General features: G+C 72.2%; 17 protein-coding genes. 4 read left to right on the top strand and 13 right to left on the bottom strand.

The genetic code is table 11. The annotated features are described in order from the left end of the window. Nucleotides 1-190 precede the first annotated feature (190 nt). The 5 genes from OOJ98_RS21385 to OOJ98_RS21365 all read right to left on the bottom strand — a co-directional run bounded on the left by OOJ98_RS21385 (nucleotide 191) and on the right by OOJ98_RS21365 (nucleotide 7,137). Nucleotides 191-2,296, bottom strand: coding sequence for a bifunctional diguanylate cyclase/phosphodiesterase (locus OOJ98_RS21385; protein WP_267056543.1), 2,106 nt, complete (start codon nucleotides 2,294-2,296; stop codon nucleotides 191-193). A gap of 272 nt (nucleotides 2,297-2,568) precedes the next feature. After that, nucleotides 2,569-4,764 carry an NAD-dependent DNA ligase LigA gene (gene ligA, locus OOJ98_RS21380; protein WP_267056542.1) on the bottom strand — a complete coding sequence of 732 codons (2,196 nt, stop codon included), beginning with the start codon at nucleotides 4,762-4,764 and terminating at the stop codon, nucleotides 2,569-2,571. Nucleotides 4,765-4,795: 31 nt separating this feature from the next. Next, nucleotides 4,796-5,821 carry a methionine synthase gene (locus tag OOJ98_RS21375; protein WP_267056541.1) on the bottom strand — a complete coding sequence of 342 codons (1,026 nt, stop codon included), beginning with the start codon at nucleotides 5,819-5,821 and terminating at the stop codon, nucleotides 4,796-4,798. 42 nt (nucleotides 5,822-5,863) lie between these two features. Further along, nucleotides 5,864-6,562 carry an SDR family oxidoreductase gene (locus tag OOJ98_RS21370; RefSeq protein WP_267056540.1) on the bottom strand — a complete coding sequence of 233 codons (699 nt, stop codon included), beginning with the start codon at nucleotides 6,560-6,562 and terminating at the stop codon, nucleotides 5,864-5,866. 35 nt (nucleotides 6,563-6,597) lie between these two features. After that, nucleotides 6,598-7,137 carry a TIGR00730 family Rossman fold protein gene (locus OOJ98_RS21365; protein WP_267056539.1) on the bottom strand — a complete coding sequence of 180 codons (540 nt, stop codon included), beginning with the start codon at nucleotides 7,135-7,137 and terminating at the stop codon, nucleotides 6,598-6,600. A gap of 51 nt (nucleotides 7,138-7,188) precedes the next feature. Between OOJ98_RS21365 and OOJ98_RS21360 the strand changes: the two genes are divergently transcribed. After that, complete coding sequence (locus OOJ98_RS21360; protein ID WP_267056538.1) at nucleotides 7,189-7,518, top strand: DUF427 domain-containing protein; 330 nt, start codon at nucleotides 7,189-7,191, stop codon at nucleotides 7,516-7,518. Here the strand turns inward: OOJ98_RS21360 and OOJ98_RS21355 are convergent. Beyond that, nucleotides 7,491-8,537 carry a GlxA family transcriptional regulator gene (locus OOJ98_RS21355; protein ID WP_267056537.1) on the bottom strand — a complete coding sequence of 349 codons (1,047 nt, stop codon included), beginning with the start codon at nucleotides 8,535-8,537 and terminating at the stop codon, nucleotides 7,491-7,493. The genes OOJ98_RS21360 and OOJ98_RS21355 overlap by 28 nt on opposite strands. A gap of 115 nt (nucleotides 8,538-8,652) precedes the next feature. Between OOJ98_RS21355 and OOJ98_RS21350 the strand changes: the two genes are divergently transcribed. Beyond that, nucleotides 8,653-9,603, top strand: a complete 951-nt coding sequence (locus OOJ98_RS21350; RefSeq protein ID WP_267056536.1) for an NADP-dependent oxidoreductase — start codon at nucleotides 8,653-8,655, stop codon at nucleotides 9,601-9,603. Between the two features lie 16 nt (nucleotides 9,604-9,619). Here OOJ98_RS21350 and mnmA read toward each other — a convergent pair whose 3' ends face one another. Continuing rightward, complete coding sequence (gene mnmA, locus OOJ98_RS21345) at nucleotides 9,620-10,765, bottom strand: tRNA 2-thiouridine(34) synthase MnmA (protein ID WP_267056535.1); 1,146 nt, start codon at nucleotides 10,763-10,765, stop codon at nucleotides 9,620-9,622. A 146-nt stretch (nucleotides 10,766-10,911) separates the two neighbouring features. On the opposite strand from mnmA, the gene OOJ98_RS21340 reads away from it, so the two are divergent. Further along, nucleotides 10,912-11,517 carry an N-acetylmuramoyl-L-alanine amidase gene (locus OOJ98_RS21340; protein WP_267056534.1) on the top strand — a complete coding sequence of 202 codons (606 nt, stop codon included), beginning with the start codon at nucleotides 10,912-10,914 and terminating at the stop codon, nucleotides 11,515-11,517. A gap of 24 nt (nucleotides 11,518-11,541) precedes the next feature. On the opposite strand, the gene OOJ98_RS21335 is transcribed toward OOJ98_RS21340, so the two are convergent. The 3 genes from OOJ98_RS21335 to OOJ98_RS21325 all read right to left on the bottom strand — a co-directional run bounded on the left by OOJ98_RS21335 (nucleotide 11,542) and on the right by OOJ98_RS21325 (nucleotide 13,226). After that, the gene (locus tag OOJ98_RS21335) at nucleotides 11,542-12,711 is read right to left on the bottom strand and encodes a cysteine desulfurase family protein (protein WP_267056533.1); all 1,170 of its coding nucleotides are present in this window, start codon (nucleotides 12,709-12,711) and stop codon (nucleotides 11,542-11,544) included. Nucleotides 12,712-12,792: 81 nt separating this feature from the next. Further along, nucleotides 12,793-13,068, bottom strand: coding sequence for a DUF4190 domain-containing protein (locus tag OOJ98_RS21330; RefSeq protein ID WP_267056532.1), 276 nt, complete (start codon nucleotides 13,066-13,068; stop codon nucleotides 12,793-12,795). 2 nt (nucleotides 13,069-13,070) lie between these two features. Next, entirely contained in the window at nucleotides 13,071-13,226 is a 156-nt protein-coding gene (locus OOJ98_RS21325; RefSeq protein WP_267056531.1) for a hypothetical protein, read from the bottom strand. 113 nt (nucleotides 13,227-13,339) lie between these two features. Between OOJ98_RS21325 and OOJ98_RS21320 the strand changes: the two genes are divergently transcribed. Next, entirely contained in the window at nucleotides 13,340-13,960 is a 621-nt protein-coding gene (locus tag OOJ98_RS21320) for a TetR family transcriptional regulator (RefSeq protein WP_267056530.1), read from the top strand. Nucleotides 13,961-14,591: 631 nt separating this feature from the next. Here OOJ98_RS21320 and OOJ98_RS21315 read toward each other — a convergent pair. The 3 genes from OOJ98_RS21315 to OOJ98_RS21305 form a co-directional block, all read right to left on the bottom strand. Further along, entirely contained in the window at nucleotides 14,592-15,461 is an 870-nt protein-coding gene (locus OOJ98_RS21315; RefSeq protein ID WP_267056529.1) for a thioesterase family protein, read from the bottom strand. Nucleotides 15,462-15,529: 68 nt separating this feature from the next. Next, nucleotides 15,530-16,189, bottom strand: a complete 660-nt coding sequence (locus OOJ98_RS21310) for a trimeric intracellular cation channel family protein (protein ID WP_267056528.1) — start codon at nucleotides 16,187-16,189, stop codon at nucleotides 15,530-15,532. Nucleotides 16,190-16,234: 45 nt separating this feature from the next. Next, on the bottom strand, nucleotides 16,235-17,638 hold the full coding sequence (locus OOJ98_RS21305) for a M1 family metallopeptidase (RefSeq protein WP_267056527.1): 1,404 nt from the start codon (nucleotides 17,636-17,638) through the stop codon (nucleotides 16,235-16,237). Nucleotides 17,639-17,689 lie beyond the last annotated feature (51 nt).

Raw genomic sequence — 17,689 nt, 5'->3', positions numbered from 1 at the left:
CGCGGCGGAGCCGCGCAAACGGCACAGCCCCGCGCCCCTAAAGACGTAGGGCACCCGGCACCGAGCGGATCACCCGCGCCCGCCGCGGCGGACGCAAACGGCACAGCCCCGCGCCCCTAGTAGGGCACCCGGAGCCGCAGCCCACCGCCCGCGCCCACCTCGGCGGAGCCGGGCGGTCGACCCCGTGGGGCTATTGGACGGGCTGGTTGGAGGCTTGGCGGGCCGCCGCCTCGGCCGCGGCGATCTCCGCCGGCCGATGCCACCCGCTGTCACCCCGCGCCAGCAACCACGCCGTCGCCTCATCGGGCGGCATCGCCGCAGCCACCAGCCACCCCTGCACCGCGTCGCACCCCAGGTCCCGCAACCGCTCCCACGTCTCGTCGTCCTCGACGCCCTCCGCGACCACCAACAGGCCGAGCGAGTGGGCGAGATCGACCGTGCACCGTACGATCTCCGCGTCCTCGTTGTCGACGGCGAGCCGCGCCACGAACGACCGGTCGATCTTCAGCTCGCTGACCGGCAGCCGCCGCAGGTGCACCAGCGAGGAGTAGCCCGTGCCGAAGTCGTCGAGCGACATCTTGACGCCGTGCCCGGTCAGCCCGGCCAGCGTGTCGGCGGCCCGCTGCGGGTCCTCCAGGAGGACGTGCTCGGTTATCTCCAGCTGGAGCGCGCCGGGCGGCACACCGTGCCGGGCGAGCCGGGCCGCGACGGCGCCCGCGAACCCCGGCGTGTGGACGTCGCGCGGGGAGACGTTGACGGCGACCGGCACGTCGAGGCCCTGCGCCCGCCACCGCGCGACCTGCGCGAGAGCGGTGTCCAGGACGTACTCGGTGAGGTGCGGCATGAGCCCGCTGGACTCGGCGATGGCGATGAACTCGTCCGGCGCCACCCGCCCCCGCTCGGGGTGGACCCAGCGGACCAGCGCCTCAAGTCCCGCCACCCGCCCGTCGAACTGGACCTTCGGCTGGTAGTGCAGCTCCACGTCGCCCGCGTCGAGCGCGCGGCGCAGATCGCCCAACAGGCCGAGCCGGTCAGGGGTGTTGGAGTCCCGCTTCGATTCGTAGACCTCCACGCCCGTGCGGTCCCGCTTGGCCTGGTACATCGCGATGTCGGCGCGGCGCAGCAGTCCCTCCGCGTCCAGCGCGTGGTCGGGGAAGAGGGCGACGCCGGCGCTGGCTTCGAGGACGAGGGTGAGCCCGTCGAGGTCGAGCGGCGAGGACAGCTCGGCGACCAGGCCCCGGGCGGTGCGCATGGCGCTGGTCGCGGACTCGCAGACGGGCAGCAGCACGGCGAACTCGTCGCCGCCGAGCCTGGCCGCCTCGGCGCCGCGCGGCAGAGCCGTCTTGAGCCGTTCGGCTATTTGGAGGAGGAGGCGGTCTCCGGCGAGGTGGCCGAGGGTGTCATTGACCGACCGGAAGCGGTCGAGGTCGATCAGGACGAGCGCGGACCGGGTGGCGGTGTTCTCCGCCTCCTCCAGGGCCGACCAGGTGCGCTCCAGGAGCCACTGGCGGTTGGGGAGCCCGGTCAGCGGGTCGCGCAGCTGTTCCTCGGCGCGGGCGCGGGCGATCCAGAGCGTCGAGTCGAGGGCGACGAGCGGCACCGCGAACAGCGGCAGCAGCACCGGCACGGCCATGGCGACGACGCAGATCAGGGGCGCGATGCCGAGCAGGGCGACGGCGACGAGGCCCTGCCGGAGCAGAGCGGTGCGGTCCACCGTCGGCAGGCCGCCGCGGGGTGCGGTCGCGTACCAGAGCAGGGTCCTGGTGCAGAGCAGATAGGCACCGGCGGCGAGGACGATCTGGGGGGCGGTGGCGATGCTCCACTCGGTGGGCCACCAGGGCCGGGCCACGGACGGGACGGTGCCGAACGCGGCGAGGACCAGCCCGGCCGCTCCGATGCCGACGACGTCGACGGCGCCGTGCAGTACGCCCTGGCGGCGGCGGTTGCGCCGTGCGGCGCCGACCAGGACCACCACGGCCAGGCTGACCAGGGCGGCCGGCAGCCAGCCGTAGAGGAGGAGCACGGCGATGGTGAGGGCGGCTCCGGAGCCGGTGCCGCCCCACCAGCGCTCACGGCCGAGCGCGACGAGGTGGCCGACGATGATGCCGCTGAGGACGGCGAGCGACCAGCCCGTCGTCCCGCCGGGGAACAGGGCGGTGCCCTGTTGCACGGCCCGGTAGGCGCCGGTGGCGAGGACTCCGCCCGCGAGGCCGGTCACGACGGCCGTCAGCGTGGACGAAAAGCCCGTGAACCCGCGCAGCCTCACGGCCGGGGCGGTGCTCTCGGTCGGTTTCATTCCCGTCCCTCTCACAGCCGGCGGTGCCCGTGCTCGCGATGGCACCCGCTGTCATGCCACGGCCGGTGTTCCGCCCCACTTCTCCACGGGCGGGGTCCACCGGTCGTGCACGACGGGCGCGCATCTCAACAGTAGGCCGCTGAAGGCTTCCTGGGGCAGCGGTCTACAGCTCTTGCCCGAATGCGACCCAGCCACCCGCATCGGTCTGCTATGCGCCGAACGGGTGACTCCGCGCAGCCTCCAGGCCCCCTGTTATTACCCTTGTTTCTCTGTTATTCCCCCTCCGGGGCGTTGGGCATCGCGGCTGCTGCGGCTGCTTCCGGCCCTTGTTCCAGCAAAAGGGCGAATCCGTCCTCGTCCAGAACCGGAACCTTCAACTGCATTGCCTTGTCGAACTTTGAACCGGGGCTGTCGCCGACGACAACGAAGGATGTCTTTTTGGAAACGGAACCGGTGACCTTGGCTCCGCGGCTTTGCAACGCCTCTTTCGCGCCATCTCTGGTGTGCCGCTCAAGCGTTCCGGTCACGACGACGGTGAGGCCCTCCAGCGGGCGCGGTCCCTCGTCCTCGCCGGTGCTCTCGTCCTCCATGCGGACGCCGGCCGCCTTCCACTTGCGCAGGATCTCCTGGTGCCACTCCTCGGTGAACCACTGCTTGAGCGAGGCGGCGATGATGCCGCCCACGCCCTCGACCGCGGCGAGTTCCTCTTCGGTGGCCTGCTCGATGCGGTCCATGGAGCGGAATGCGCGGGCGAGCGCCTCGGCGGCGACGGGGCCGACATGGCGGATGGAGAGCCCGGTGAGGATGCGGGCCAGCGGGCGTTCCTTGGCCGCGGCGATGTTCTCCAGCATCGAGACGGCGTTCTTGCGGGGCTCCCCGTTCATGTTGGCGAAGACGAGCGCGGTCTTCTCCTCGCCGGTCTTGGGGTCGCGCTTGGGCAGTCCGCTGTCCTGGTCGAGGACGTAGGCCCGGATGGGCAGCAACTGGTCGATGGTCAGGTCGAAGAGGTCGCCCTCGTCGAGCAGGGGCGGCGCGGCTGGCTCCAGGGGCTTGGTGAGCGCTGCCGCCGCGACGTATCCGAAGTTCTCGATGTCGAGGCTCTTGCGGCCCGCCAGGTAGAACAGGCGCTCCCTCAACTGGGCGGGACAGGACCGCGCGTTGGGGCAGCGCAGGTCGATGTCGCCCTCCTTCATCGGACGCAGCGCGGTGCCGCACTCCGGGCACTCGGCGGGCATCTCGAAGGGGTACTCGCTGCCGTCCCGCAGGTCGGCCACGGGGCCGAGGATCTCGGGGATGACGTCGCCGGCCTTGCGCAGCACCACGGTGTCGCCGATGAGGACGCCCTTGGCCTTGACCACGTCCTGGTTGTGCAGGGTGGCGAACTCGACCTCGGAGCCGGCCACGGTGACGGGCTCGACCTGGGCGTAGGGGGTGATGCGGCCGGTGCGGCCCACGCCCACACGGATGTTGACGAGCTTGGTGTTGACCTCTTCGGGCGCGTACTTCCAGGCGATGGCCCAGCGCGGGGCGCGCGCGGTGGAGCCGAGGCGGCCCTGGAGGGGGATCTCGTCGAGCTTGACGACGACGCCGTCGATCTCGTGCTCCACCACCGAGTGCCGGTTCTCGCCCATGTAGGCGATGAACTCCCGTACTTCTTCGAGAGAGTCGACCACTTTGTTGTGCTGGGCGGTCGGCAGTCCCCATGCGCGCAGCAGTCCGTAGGCCTGGGAGAGGCGGTCGATGTCGAAGCCCTCGCGGGCGCCGATGCCGTGCACCACCATGTGGAGCGGCCGGGTGGCGGTGACCTTGGGGTCCTTCTGGCGCAGTGAACCGGCCGCCGCGTTGCGGGGGTTGGCGAACGGCTTGTCGCCCGCTTCGACCAGGCGCGCGTTGAGGCCTTCGAAGGCCTCCATCGGGAAGTAGACCTCGCCGCGGATCTCGACGAGGGCGGGGATGTGGTCGCCCTTGAGCCGGGTGGGGATGTCGGCGATGGTGCGCACGTTGGGCGTGATGTCCTCGCCGGTGCGGCCGTCGCCGCGGGTGGCGGCGCGGGTCAGCCTGCCGTTCTCGTACGTCAGGTTCACGGCGAGGCCGTCGACTTTGAGCTCGCACAGGTAGTGGAACCCGGCCGTGCCCACGTCCTTGGCGACCCGCTCCGACCAGGCCGCGAGCTCCTCGTCGTCGAAGGCGTTGTCGAGGGACAGCATCCGCTCACGGTGCTCGACCGACGCGAAGTCCGTCTCGTAGGCGCCCGCGACCTTCTGGGTCGGCGAGTCGGGCGTGCGCAGCTCGGGGTGCTCCTCCTCCAGGGCTTCGAGGGAGCGGAGCAGCTTGTCGAAGTCGCCGTCGCTGATGACCGGCTGGTCCCGGACGTAGTACCGGAAGCGGTGCTCCTCGATCTGCTCGGCGAGGAGCGCGTGCTTCTCCCGTGCCTCCGCCGGCACCGCTGCGTTCTGTTCGCCAGCCACCGTCATGTCCTCCCGTTTCCCGTTGTCCCCGTCACTCAGGGTTGTCCGCGAGCGATCTCGCCGCCCGGACGCAGTGGGCGAGCGCGGCCCGCGCGTGGGCCGGGGACGCGCCCGCCATACCGCACGTGGGAGTGATCACCACGGACTCGCCCAGAGTCCCCGGATTCAGCCCCAGCCTGCGCCACAGCGTCCTGACACCCATGACGCTACCGGCAGGGTCTGACAATGGGCCGTCGGTGGCGGGCACCACTCCGGCGAAGAGCTTGACGCCGCTCTCGGCCGCCTCACCGATCTGCTCGTCGTCACGCTCGGTGAGCAGCGAGAAATCGAACGACACTCCGGCGGCCCCCGCCCGGCGCAGCAGTGCGAACGGGACGTCGGGGGCGCAGGAGTGGACGACGACCGGGCCGTCGTGGACGGCGACGACATCGCGCAGGGCGCCCTCGACGACCTGTCGGTCGACGGCCCGGTGGGTGCGGTATCCGCTGGCGGTGCGGATCCGGCCGCGCAGTACGGCGGTGAGGGAGGGCTCGTCGAGCTGGAGGACGAGCCGGGCGCCGGGTACGCGGCGGCGTACGTCGGCGAGGTGGTCGCGCAGGCCCTCGGCGAGTGATCCCGCGAGGTCGCGGCAGGCGCCGGGGTCGCCGAGCGAGAGCTCTCCGTTCCGCAGCTCCAGGGCGGCGGCCAGCGTCCAGGGCCCGACGGCCTGCACCTTGAGGGGGCCGGTGTAGCCCTGGGTGAACTCCTCCAGGGCGTCGAGGTCCTCACCGAGCCAGGACCTGGCCCGCCGCGTGTCCCGGCCGGGCCGGTCGCCGACGCGCCAGCCGCTGGGCTCCACGTGTCCGTACATCTCGACGAGGAGCCCGATGGTGCGGCCGATCATGTCGGCGCCGGGGCCGCGCGCGGGCAGTTCCGCGAGGTACGGGAAGTCGCCGCCCGCGCCCTCGGCGCCGATCAGCGATCCGGTCACGGTCTTGGCGGTCTCCCGCGCGTCGCCGCCCGGCATCGAACCGACCCCGGTGGCGGGCCCCCAGGGGGAATTGCTCTGTTCACTCACCCCGGAAGCGTACGCAACCAGGGGCGGGGCCCCGCCGAGCGGCTACTTGCCGGGGCGCACGGTGAGGTCGTTGACCTCGGCGTCGGGCGGCAGGTCGATGGCCATGACGATGGTCGTGGCCACGGACTCCGGGTCGATGAACCGGGCCGGCACGTACTCCTTGCCCTCCTGCGAGTGCACCTTGGCCTGCATGGGGCTCGCGGTGCGGCCCGGGTAGACGGAGGTCACGCGGACGCCGTTGGGGTGTTCCTCGTTGCGCAGCGAGTCGGCGAGCGCCTTGAGGCCGTGCTTGGAGGCGGCGTACGCGCCCCATTCGGCGTGGGCGCTGAGTCCGGCGCCGGAGTTCACGAAGACCACGTGGCCGCGCGAGGCGCGCAGTTGGGGCAGCAGGTGGCGGGTGATCTCGGCGGGGGCGATGAGGTTGACGTTGAGCTGCTGGTGCCAGGTCTTGGGCCGCAGCTCGCCGATGGGGCCGAGGTCGACGATGCCCGCGATGTGCAGCAGCGAGTCGAGACGGTCCGGCATCGACTGCTTGTCGAAGGCCCAGGAGAGGCGGTCGGGGTCGGCGAGGTCGCCGACGAGGGTGCGGGCGCCCGGGTGGCGGGCGGCGAGCTCCTTGGCGCGGCCGGCGTCGCGCGCGAGCAGGATGAGCTCGTCGCCGCGCGCGTGCAGCCGGCGCGCGACGGCGGCGCCGATGCCGGATCCGGCGCCGGTGATCAGGTGAGTAGCCATACCCGCCATGCTCGCACTAGTCGCGGCTCGCCCCGGCCGTCGCCCTACTGGATGCCGCGGGACTCTTCGAGGTAGGCGAGGGCCGCTACGCCGTCCTCGGCGAAGAAGACGAGCTCGGTGAGGGGGACGGGCAGGAAGCCCTCGTCCTCCATGCGGCGGAACTGCTGCTTGAGGCCGTCGTAGAAGCCGGCGGTGTTGAGCAGCACGATCGGCTTGGTGGTCTTGCCGTGCTTCTTCAGCTCCAGGATCTCGGTGGCCTCGTCGAGGGTGCCGGTGCCGCCCACCATGATCACGACGGCCTCGGACTTCGCGAGCAGCAGCGCCTTGCGCTCGGCGAGGTCCTTGGCGATGACCATCTCGTCGGCGTTCTCGCGAGCCTTGGCCGCGAGGAAGTCGACCGAGACGCCGACGAGCCGGCCGCCGGCCTCCTGCACCCCGTCGGCGACGACCTTCATGAGGCCGCTCTCGGAGCCGCCCCACACCAGGGTGTGGCCGCCCTTGCCGAGCAGTTCGGCGAACTCGCGCGCCGGCCGCGTGTAGCGCTCGTCGAGGTCGGCCGCGGACAGGAAGACACAGATATTCATGCCCCCACCCTACGAGGGAAGAACGACGGTCCCGCGGGCGCTGCACTTCTTATGACGACAGGACATCGCATCACCATCGAGCAGGGCAGCGAGCATGTGCGGGTCGTTCACGGAGGGCAGGTGCTCGCGGAGAGCAGGCGTCCGCTGCTCCTCCACGAGACCGGCCTCCCCGTCCGCTACTACCTGCCGCCGCAGGACGTACGGACCGACCTCTTGACGGCGTCGGACACGCACACCTATTGCCCGTTCAAGGGAACGGCCTCCTATTGGTCGCTGCCCGGCGCGCCCGACCTGGTCTGGTACTACCCGGACCCGAAGGCGGAGGTGGCCGAGATCAAGGACCACCTCTGCTTCTACGAAGTGGAGACCGTCACCGGCTGACCCGCGCGGGGCGGCGCCGTCCGGTCCGCGACCTGGAAGGTGCGCCGGTAGGCGACGGGTGAGACGCCCAGCACGGAACGCATGTGCTGGCGCAGCGAGTTGGCCGTGCCGAAGCCCGCGCGATGGGCGACCAGGTCGACCGGCAGGTCGCTGGACTCCAGGAGCTGGCGGGCCAGTTCGAGCCGCTGGGCGGTGAGCCACTGCCCCGGCGTCATGCCCGCCTCCTCCCGGAAGCGGCGGGTGAACGTGCGCAGGCTCATCTTCGCGTGGGCGGCCAACTCGCCCAGCGGGAGCGGTTCCTGGAGCCGGCCCAGGGCCCACGCGCGGGTGTCGGCGGTGCTGGCGAGGGTCGGCTCGGGGACGGGGCGCTCGATGTACTGGGCCTGCCCGCCGTCGCGGTGGGGCGGCACCACGCAGTGCCGGGCGGCCCGGTTCGCGACGGCGCTGCCGTGGTCGCGGCGCACGATGTGCAGGCACAGGTCGATGCCGGCGGCGGCGCCCGCCGAGGTCAGCACGTCACCGTCGTCCACGAACAGGACGCCCGGGTCCAGCCGGATGCGCGGGAAGGTGCGTTGGAAGGCCTCGGCGTCGCACCAGTGCGTGGTGGCGGGCCGCCCGTCGAGCAGCCCGGCGGCGGCCAGGACGTAGGACGCCGTGCAGATGGACACGATGCGGGTGCCCGGCCTGATCCGTTCGAAGGCGCGGGCCACCGGTTCGGGCAGCGGGCCGCCCGTCGCCATGGCGCCGAGGTCGTGGGTCGGCGGGACGACCACGGTGTCGGCCGCCGCGAGCGCCTCGGGCCCGTGGTCGACGGCGACCGAGAACCCGGCCTCGGTGCGCACCGGCCGCCCGTCGGCCGTGCAGACGGTCACCTCGTACAACGGCTCGCCCCCGGGCCCCCGGGCGCTGTCGAAGATCCGGGACGGGATGCCCAGCTCGAAGGAGACCACTCCGTCGAGCGCGAGCACCGCGACGCGATGCGTGGCCGGTCGTGCGTGCGTGGTCGGGCGTACGGTCATGGCCAGATTCTGTCACATCATGGCCAACCGGCCAGCACCACGCTCGGTGCCCGGGGTGCAGGCTGGTCCCTGTTGGTGGCTCTCACCAGCGAAGACCCCGTGAAAAGGATCAGCCATGTCCCAGACCATGCGTGCCGTCAGCCTCCAGCAGTGGGGCGGCCCCGAGGTGCTCACCGAGACCGAGACCGAGCGCCCCGAGCCGGGCGCCGGCGAGGTTCTGGTCCGGGTGCACGCGGCCGGTGTGAACCCCGCCGACTGGAAGGTCCGTGAGCACGGCGGCATCGCGCCGATGAGCCTGCCGGCGATCCTCGGCTGGGACGTGTCCGGCACCGTCGAGGCGGTGGGCCTCGGCGTCACGCACTACGGGGTCGGCGACGAGGTGTTCGGCATGCCGCGCTTCCCGCACCAGGCGGGCGCCTACGCCGAATACGTCACCGCACCGGCCCGGCACTTCGTGCGCAAGCCCGCCGGCCTCGACCACACCGAGGCGGCGGCCCTGCCGCTGGCCGCGCTGACCGCCTGGCAGGCGCTGGTCGACACGGCCCGACTGGGCGCGGGGCAGCGGGTGCTGGTCCACGCGGCCGCCGGCGGCGTCGGCCACCTCGCCGTACAGATCGCCAAGGCGCGCGGCGCGTACGTCATCGGTACGGCGAGCGCCGCCAAGCACGACTTCGTCCGCGGGCTCGGCGCGGACGAGGTGATCGACTACACCGCGGTCGACTTCACCGAGGCGGTGCGCGACGTGGACGTCGTCTTCGACACGGTCGGCGGCGACTACGCGACGCGCTCCCTGACGGTGCTGCGCCCCGGCGGCACCCTGGTGTCGATCAACACCCCGGACTCGCCCGAGCTGCTCGCCGACGCGGCGGCCCGTCGGGTGCGGGCCGGGTTCACCCTGGTCGAGCCGGACCACACGGGCATGCGGGCGATCGCCTCGCTGGTCGAGGAGGGCAAGCTGCGCGTGGTGGTGGACTCGGTGTTCGACCTCGCCGACGCGGCGAAGGCCCACGCGTACGGCGAGCGGGGCCGCACCCGGGGCAAGATCGTGCTGCGGGTCGCCGAGTAGTCCCCGGGCGGCGGGCTCAGGCGTTCGCGGCGGCCCGCTCGGTCGTCGCGATCGTCGCCGAGCCCACCACGCGCGTGCCGTCGTACAGGACGATCGCCTGGCCGGGGGCGACGCCGCGGACCGGTTCGGCGAACGTCACGTTCAGGACGTCGTCGACGAGCTCCGCCGTCACCTCGGTCTCGCCGCCGTGGGCGCGCAGCTGCGCCGTGTACGTGCCCGCGCCGGCCGGGGCGGTCCCGCACCAGCGGGGCTTGATCGCGCCGAGCGCGGTGACGTCGAGGGCCTCGACGGGGCCGACCGTGACCGTGTTGTTCACCGGCGAGATGTCCAGGACGTAGCGGGGCTTGCCGTCGGCGGCGGGGTGGCCGATGCGCAGGCCCTTGCGCTGGCCGATGGTGAAGCCGAAGGCGCCCTCGTGGCTGCCGATCTTCGCGCCGGACTCGTCGACGATGTCGCCCTCCGCCTTGCCGAGGCGGTCGGCGAGGAAGCCCTGGGTGTCGCCGTCGGCGATGAAGCAGATGTCGTGGCTGTCGGGCTTCTTGGCGACGGCCAGGCCCCGGCGCTCGGCCTCGGCCCGGATCTCGTCCTTGGTGGTGAGGGTGTCGCCGAGCGGGAACATCGCGTGGGCGAGCTGGCGCTCGTCGAGCACTCCGAGGACGTACGACTGGTCCTTGGCCATGTCGGACGCGCGGTGCAGCTCGCGGGTGCCGTCCTCGTTCAGGACGACGGTCGCGTAGTGGCCGGTGCAGACGGCGTCGAAGCCGAGCGCGAGGGCCTTGTCGAGCAGCGCGGCGAACTTGATCTTCTCGTTGCAGCGCAGGCACGGGTTGGGGGTGCGGCCCGCCTCGTACTCGGCGATGAAGTCCTCGACGACGTCCTCACGGAAGCGTTCCGCGAGGTCCCAGACGTAGAAGGGGATGCCGATGACGTCCGCGGCGCGGCGGGCGTCCCGGGAGTCCTCGATGGTGCAGCAGCCGCGGGCTCCGGTGCGGAAGGACTGCGGGTTCGCGGAGAGCGCCAGGTGCACTCCGGTCACGTCGTGTCCCGCTTCGGCGGCCCGTGCGGCGGCGACCGCCGAGTCGACGCCGCCGGACATGGCGGCGAGGACGCGCAGGGGGCGCGGGGAGGTCATCGGCGAGGAGGGCGGCGAAGTCTGAGTCATAGCACTCGTAAGGGTACGTGGCTTCGGGAACCGGGGGCGCGGGAGTATCCGTTGTGCTTGTCGGAGGGGGTCCTATCGGGGATCCCGGGGCCGCGGGGTGCGACGGGGGCCCCACGGGGAGGCACGGGAGCGACGGGGGCGGGCGTATGGCGACCAGCCGCAGGGGGCTGCTGATCGGGGGCGCGGTGGTGGCGCTCGGGACCATCGGATATCTCAACGCGCCGCACGCGCGCCCGCACCGGCCGCGCAAGGCCGGGGAGCTGGACTACGCGGGAGCGCAGTGGGTGGCGGCCGCCGGGGCGAACTGGCGGACGGCCGACCGGCCGGACGACTACCGGGTGGACCGGATCGTGATCCATGTGGTGCAGGGCAGCTTCGACAGCGCCCTGCGGGCCTTCCAGGACCCGGGCCACAAGGCCGCCGCCCACTATGTGGTGCGCAAGGACGGGCATGTGGCGCAGACGGTGCGGGAGCTCGACGTGGCGTTCCACGCCGGCAACCGGGAGTACAACGAGCGCAGCGTCGGCATAGAGCACGAGGGGTTCGTCGACGAGGCGTCCTCGTTCACGGACACGATGTACACGTCGTCCGCGCGGCTGACGGCGGCGATATGCGCCCGCTACCGCATAGCCGTCGACCGCGAGCACATCATCGGGCACGTGGAAGTGCCGGGCACCGATCACACCGACCCCGGCCCGCACTGGGACTGGCCGCGCTACATCAAGCTGGTCGCGGCGGCCGGGCGGGTCTGAGCCCGGCCCGGCCGTGCGGCCGGCTCAGACGAGGCCGGCGGTGCGGGCCCGCTCCACGGCGGGGCCGATGGCTCCGGCGACGGCGTCGACGTCGGCCTCGGTGGAGGTGTGGCCGAGCGAGAAGCGCAGGGTGCCGCGGGCGAGGTCCGGGTCGGTGCCGGTGGCGAGCAGGACGTGGCTGGGCTGGGCGACGCCGGCGGTGCAGGCGGAGCCGGTGGAGCATTCGATGCCCTGCGCGTCGAGCAGCAGCAGGAGGGAGTCGCCTTCGCAGCCGGGGAAGGTGAAGTGGGCGTTGGCGGGGAGGCGGCCCCCGGGGGCGGGGTCGCCGCCGAGGATCACGTCGGGCACGGCCTTGCGCACGGCCGCCACCAGCCGGTCGCGCAGGGCGCCGGTGTCGCGGGCGAAGGCTCCGCGCCGCTCGGCGGCGAGCCGCCCGGCGACGGCGAACGCCGCGATGGCGGGGACGTCGAGGGTGCCGGAGCGCACATGGCGCTCCTGGCCGCCGCCGTGCAGGACCGGCACGGGGGTGTACTCGCGGCGCAGCAGCAGGGCACCGATGCCGTACGGGCCGCCGATCTTGTGCCCGGAGACGGTCATGGCGGCGAGGCCGGACGCGGCGAAGTCCACGTCGAGCTGGCCGACGGCCTGCACGGCGTCGGCGTGCAGCGGAACGTCGAACTCCCGCGCCACCGCGGCGAGTTCGGCGACCGGCATGACGGTGCCGATCTCGTTGTTGGCCCACATCACGGTGGCGAGGGCGACGTCGTCGGGGTCCCGCGCGATGGCTTCGCGCAGGGCCTCGGGGTGCACTCTGCCGTACGCGTCGACGGGCAGGTATTCGACGGTGGCGCCCTCGTGCTCGGCGAGCCAGTCCACCGCGTCGAGCACCGCGTGGTGCTCGACGGGGCTCGCGAGGACGCGGACGCGGCGCGGGTCGGCGTCCCGGCGGGCCCAGTACAGGCCCTTGACGGCGAGGTTGTCGGCCTCGGTGCCGCCGGCCGTGAAGACGACCTCGCTGGGGCGGGCGCCGAGCGCGTCGGCGAGTTCCTCCCGGGCCTCTTCGGCGGTGCGGCGGGCCCGCCGTCCGGCTGCGTGGAGCGAGGACGCGTTGCCGGTGGCGGTCAGCTGGGCGGTCATCGCCCGGACCGCCTCCGGAAGCATCGGAGTGGTCGCGGCGTGGTCGAGGTAGGCCATGGTGGGCCCGATTCTACGAGCCGCGCCGGGTGGACCGTGCCGCAGTTCCGGCCAGGGCCGAACGCGGGGTCCGGCCGCCGGTCAGCCGTTGAGGCCCCAGGAGACGGTGTGGTCGGCCATGGCGAGGCTCACCAGGACCACCAGGTCGGCCACGCCGAGGGCGAGTCCGAGCATCGCGCGGCCGCGGCGCCGCGTCCCGTACAGCAGGGAGAGCGAGGCGAGCACGATGGCGATGGGGCCGAGGACGATGTTCATGACGAGCAGTCCGAGCAGGCCGAGGACGAAGGCGGCGACGGCCATGCCGTCGGCGTCACGGTCGCGGCTTCGGCTGCGGCGGCGGATCGCGGTGAGTTCCATGGTCAGCCCTTCCGGTGCGAGAGGCGTTCGCGGGCGGCGAAGACGAGCAGCCAGACCCCGATGGCGGCGGCGACGGCCAGCGTGACCGGGAGCGGGAGGTGCGCCGCTGAGCCCAGCACGACCCCCAGCAGGAGGAGGGCGGCGACGAGGAAGAACATGAGGTCCCTTTCCGTGTGCGCGTGGGCGTACCCCGGCAGTTCGGAGTACGACTGTTCACTGACTACTGAGTCTAGTCTTCCCAACTTCGGCGAACACATGTTTACTGAGTGGTATGAGCCACACTCTCGGAATCCGGCAGGCCCAGAAGCAGAAGACGCGACAGGCCCTCATGGACTCGGCGCTCCAGCTCCTGGAGCACCAGAGCCTGAGCAGCCTCGGGCTCCGTGAGGTCACCCGGGCCGTCGGGGTGGCGCCGGCCGCGTTCTACCGCCACTTCAAGGACACCGCGGACCTGGGCGTCGCCCTGGTGGAGCAGGCCCTCGGATCGCTCCACGAAACGATCCGGGCGGCGATCGTGACGACCGGGTCGAGCGACGAACGCATCGACCGGGCGGTCGCGTTGATCGCCGCGCATGTCCGCGCGTACCCGGCGCACGTCCGTTTCATCGCCCGCGAACGGCACGGCGGGGTCGCCCCGGTCCGCGAGGCGATCGGCGTGCAACTGCGCCGCTTCGCCGACGAGGTGGCCGAGGCGCTCGGGGCGGACCCGGAGTCGGCGGGGTGGAGCGCGGAGGATCTGCGGATGCTGGCGGGTCTGTACGTCGACCACATGGTGATGACGGCGTCCGCCCTCCTGGAGGACCCGCCCCCCACCCCCGAGAGCCCAGCCCTGACCACGGCCCGCGCCCAGCTCCGCCTGGTGACCCTGGGCCGCCGCCACTGGCTGGACTGAGCCCGCGCCCCCCCCTTGGCAGGGCGCCCCGCCTCGGCATCCCTCCCCCTTGGCAGGGTGCCCGGCGCCGGCATCCCTCCCCCCCCTTGGCAGGGCGCCCGGTCTGAGCATCTTCAGCCCGTCCGGCGTTTGAGGACGAGCGCCTTTCGGGCGCGAACGGGGTCTGGGGCGGAGCCCCAGGGGTTTGGACCTCAGCCCGTTCCGTAACCCCCGGAGGGTTTCGGGAAGGGGTGGGGTGGGGCATCCCCCGGGGTCTGGGGCGGAGCCCCAGCAACCCCGTCTTCGTCTGCGGACCGTGCCCGCGTCTCGCGCAGTTCCCCGCGCCCCTAAATACGTAGGGCACCCGGCACCGAACCCACCGCCCCGCGCGGCCCGTAGGGCACCCGGAGTCAAGCCACGCACCCGCGCCCACCGCGGCGGAGCCGCGCAAACGGCACAGCCCCGCGCCCCTGAAGACGTAGGGCACCCGGCACCGAACCCACCGCCCCGCGCGGCCTGTAGGGCACCCGGCACCGAACCCACCGCCCCGCGCGGCCCGTAGGGCACCCGGAGTCGAGCCACGCGGCCGCACCCACCGCGGCGGAGCCGCGCGAAAGGCGCAGCCCTGCGCCCCTGGCAGGGCACCCGGGGCCTACGGGCGCGGTGCTCGCGCCAACTGCCGGGACTGCGCGACCAGCCGGTCCGCCGAGTCCCACACCTCCGCGTCCTCCTCCAGAAATCCCCCCGCCAGGTTCCGCGTGGTGATGGACACCCGCAGCGGCCCCGGCGCGGGCCGGCACCGGATGTGCGTGGTCAGCTCGACCGTGGGCGTCCACCCCTTGAGCCCGAGCTCGAAGGAGGTCGGAGGCAGCGCGTCGACCGTGAGCAGCAGCGAGATGGGGTCGGGGTCCCGCCCGTCCGCGAGCCCGAACCAGCCGCGCATCTCGCCCTTCCCCGAGGGCGCGCCCACGGCCCACCCGAGCGTCGTCGGGTCGAGCTTGAGCATCAGCCGGTCGGTGATGGCCGAACTGCCGGGAATCGGCGGCCGGCTGCCGTCCGGCGCGTCGGTCGCGCCGATGCAGTGCGAGAGCGGCGGCATCGCGGGCGGCCGCGCGGTGGTGCGCACGTCGTCACTCAGCGCGTCGAGGTCGCCGTAGGAGGCGAGGACCCGAATGCGTTCGACTTCCGCGCCGTTCTCGTCGTACTGGAACAGCGAGGCCTGTCCGGTGGAGAGGGTGCGGCCGGTGCGTACCACCTCGGTACGGATGACGGCGGGCCCCGGCACGGACGGCGTGAGGTAGTGCGCGGAGACGGTGAACGGGTGCGGGTGCGGCAGCGCGTCGCCGAGCGCCCGGCCGAGGAGGGCCAGCAGATAGCCGCCGTTGACGGCGTGGATGATGGTCCAGCCCGCCGAGAGTTCCGCGTCGTAGATCCCCGCTTCGCGCAGGGTGACGGCGGTGTCGCGGTCGAACTCGCTGTCCCCGATCGTGGCGGGGAGTACCGGTGACGATGCCTGTGCCATGGCAGCACCGTACACCGATACATTACTGAGCGGTAGCTTTTCTTGTGGGCGCTCCACCCGGCTCCCGCTCACACCTCCTCCAGCGTCGAGCTGCGCCGGTGCCAGGCGCGCGGCGCCCGCCAGTGGTACTTCAGGGCCGCGATGCGCAGCAGGAACGCCGTGACCACCGCGAGCCCGCTGGTCCCGGCGTTCAGGATGTCGAAGCGGATGAAGAGCACGACCATCGTGGAGCCGACGATCGCGGGCACCGCGTACAGGTCGCGATCCCAGCGCAGCAGCGAGGGCACCTCGTTGGCGAGGACGTCGCGCAGCACACCGCCGCCGACCGCCGTGGCGAGACCCAGGGCGGCCGACGAGGTCAGGCCGAGCCCGTAGTCGTACGCCTTGGTCGTGCCCGTGACGCAGAAGAGGCCGAGCCCGGCCGCGTCGAAGACGTTCACCGCGAGCTGGGTGCGTTCGACCTCGGGGTGCAGGAAGAAGACGAGGACCGCGGCGAGCAGCGGGGTCACGAAGTAGCCGAGGTCGGTGAAGGCGGCCGGCGGGACCGCCCCGATGATCAGGTCGCGGAACAGCCCCCCGCCCAGCGCGGTGACCTCGGCGAGCACCGCGATGCCGAACACGTCGAAGTTCTTGCGCACGGCGAGCAGGGCGCCGGAGATCGCGAAGACGAAGATTCCGACCAGGTCCAGCACGTGCTGGACGGAGGGGCTGAACAGTGAGTGGAGCACCCCGTATTTTTACTCACGACGGGGCGCTCCCCGGCATCCGCCGTTCTAGAGGGCGGGCTTGCCGGTGTCGTAGACCCACTTCTGGAACAGGTCGTCGAGCGACTGGCCCGAGACCTTCTCGGCGAGCTTGACGAAGTCCGCGGTGTCGGCGTTGTGGTAGCGGTGGGCCTTGGTCCAGGCCGGGAGCAGCGTGAAGAAGGCCTTGTCGCCGATGCGCTCGCGCAGCGCCTGGAGCATCATCGCGCCACGGTCGTAGACGGCGTCGGAGAACATCGTGTCGCGCTGCGGGTCGGCCACCTCGATCTTCCAGAAGTCGTCGTTCGCCGGGATCGCGTTGTAGTCGGCGAGGAAGGAGTCGTGCGCCGTCCTCGTGCCGCGGTGCTCGGCCCACAGCCACTGGGCATAGGTCGCGAAGCCCTCGTTGAGCCAGATGTCCTTCCACTGGTCGACGGAGACGGAGTCGCCGAACCACTGGTGGGCGAGCTCGTGCACGATGGTCGACTCGGAACGCACCGCCGAATAGCTGGGCTTGGACTGGGTCTCCAGGGAGAACCCGGCCTGCGGCATGTCGTCGACGACGGCGCCGGTCACCTCGAAGGGGTACGGGCCGAACAGCTTGGACCAGTAGTCGGTGGCCTCGGCCGTCACCGCGTACACGTCGACCTTGTTCTGGTTGGCGAGGACCGGGTCGATGGCCACGTAGATGGGCGTGCCGGCCGGCGTCCTGCCCGTCTTCACGTCGAACTTGCCTATGGAGGCGGTGGCCAGGTAGGTCGCCATCGGCTTGGACTCGCGCCAGTGGTAGTAGGAGCGTCCGCCGCGGTCGTGCGAGTCCACCAGGCGGCCGTTGGACACGCCCGTGAGGCCCTTGGGGGCGTCGATGCGGATGTCGTACGTGGCCTTGTCGGAGGGGTGGTCGCTAGACGGGAACCAGGTGGAGGCGGCGTTGGGCTCGCAGGCCACGAAGACGCCGTCCTTGGTCTTCATCCAGCCGTAGTCCGAGCCGAAGACGATGGGCCCGTTCAGCGCCTGCGGCACTCCGCCGTAGACGACGGTGACCTCGAACTCCTCGCCCTTGGCCAGGCGGTGGCGCGGGGTGATGACGATGTCGTCACCGGTTCTGCTGAAGTCGGCGGGCTTGCCGTTCACGCGGATCGAGTCGACGGTCAGCTTCTGGAGGTCGAGGTCGAACCGGGAGAGGTTCTGGGTGGCGCGAGCGGTCACCGTGGTGCGCCCGTCGAGGCGCCCGGAATCGGGGTTGTAGCTGACCCCGAGGTCGTAATGGAGCGCGTCGAAACCGCCGTTGCCCATGGTGGGGAAGTACGGGTCACCGATGCCCGGGGAGCCCGGTGAGGCGGCGGGTGCGGCGGCAATCGTGAACCCGGCGGCCACCGCGGTGGCGAGGGCGAGCAGCCGGGAGCTACGACGTGCCGAACGGGAGAGTGCCATGAGTCTGCCCTTCGAACGTGTGCCGTTGGTACGGACACGCAGACTCTGCAC

The sequence above is a fragment of the Streptomyces sp. NBC_00083 genome (assembly GCF_026343295.1).
GTDB lineage: Bacteria > Actinomycetota > Actinomycetes > Streptomycetales > Streptomycetaceae > Streptomyces.
This window is presented reverse-complemented; position numbering and strand designations above follow the sequence as displayed.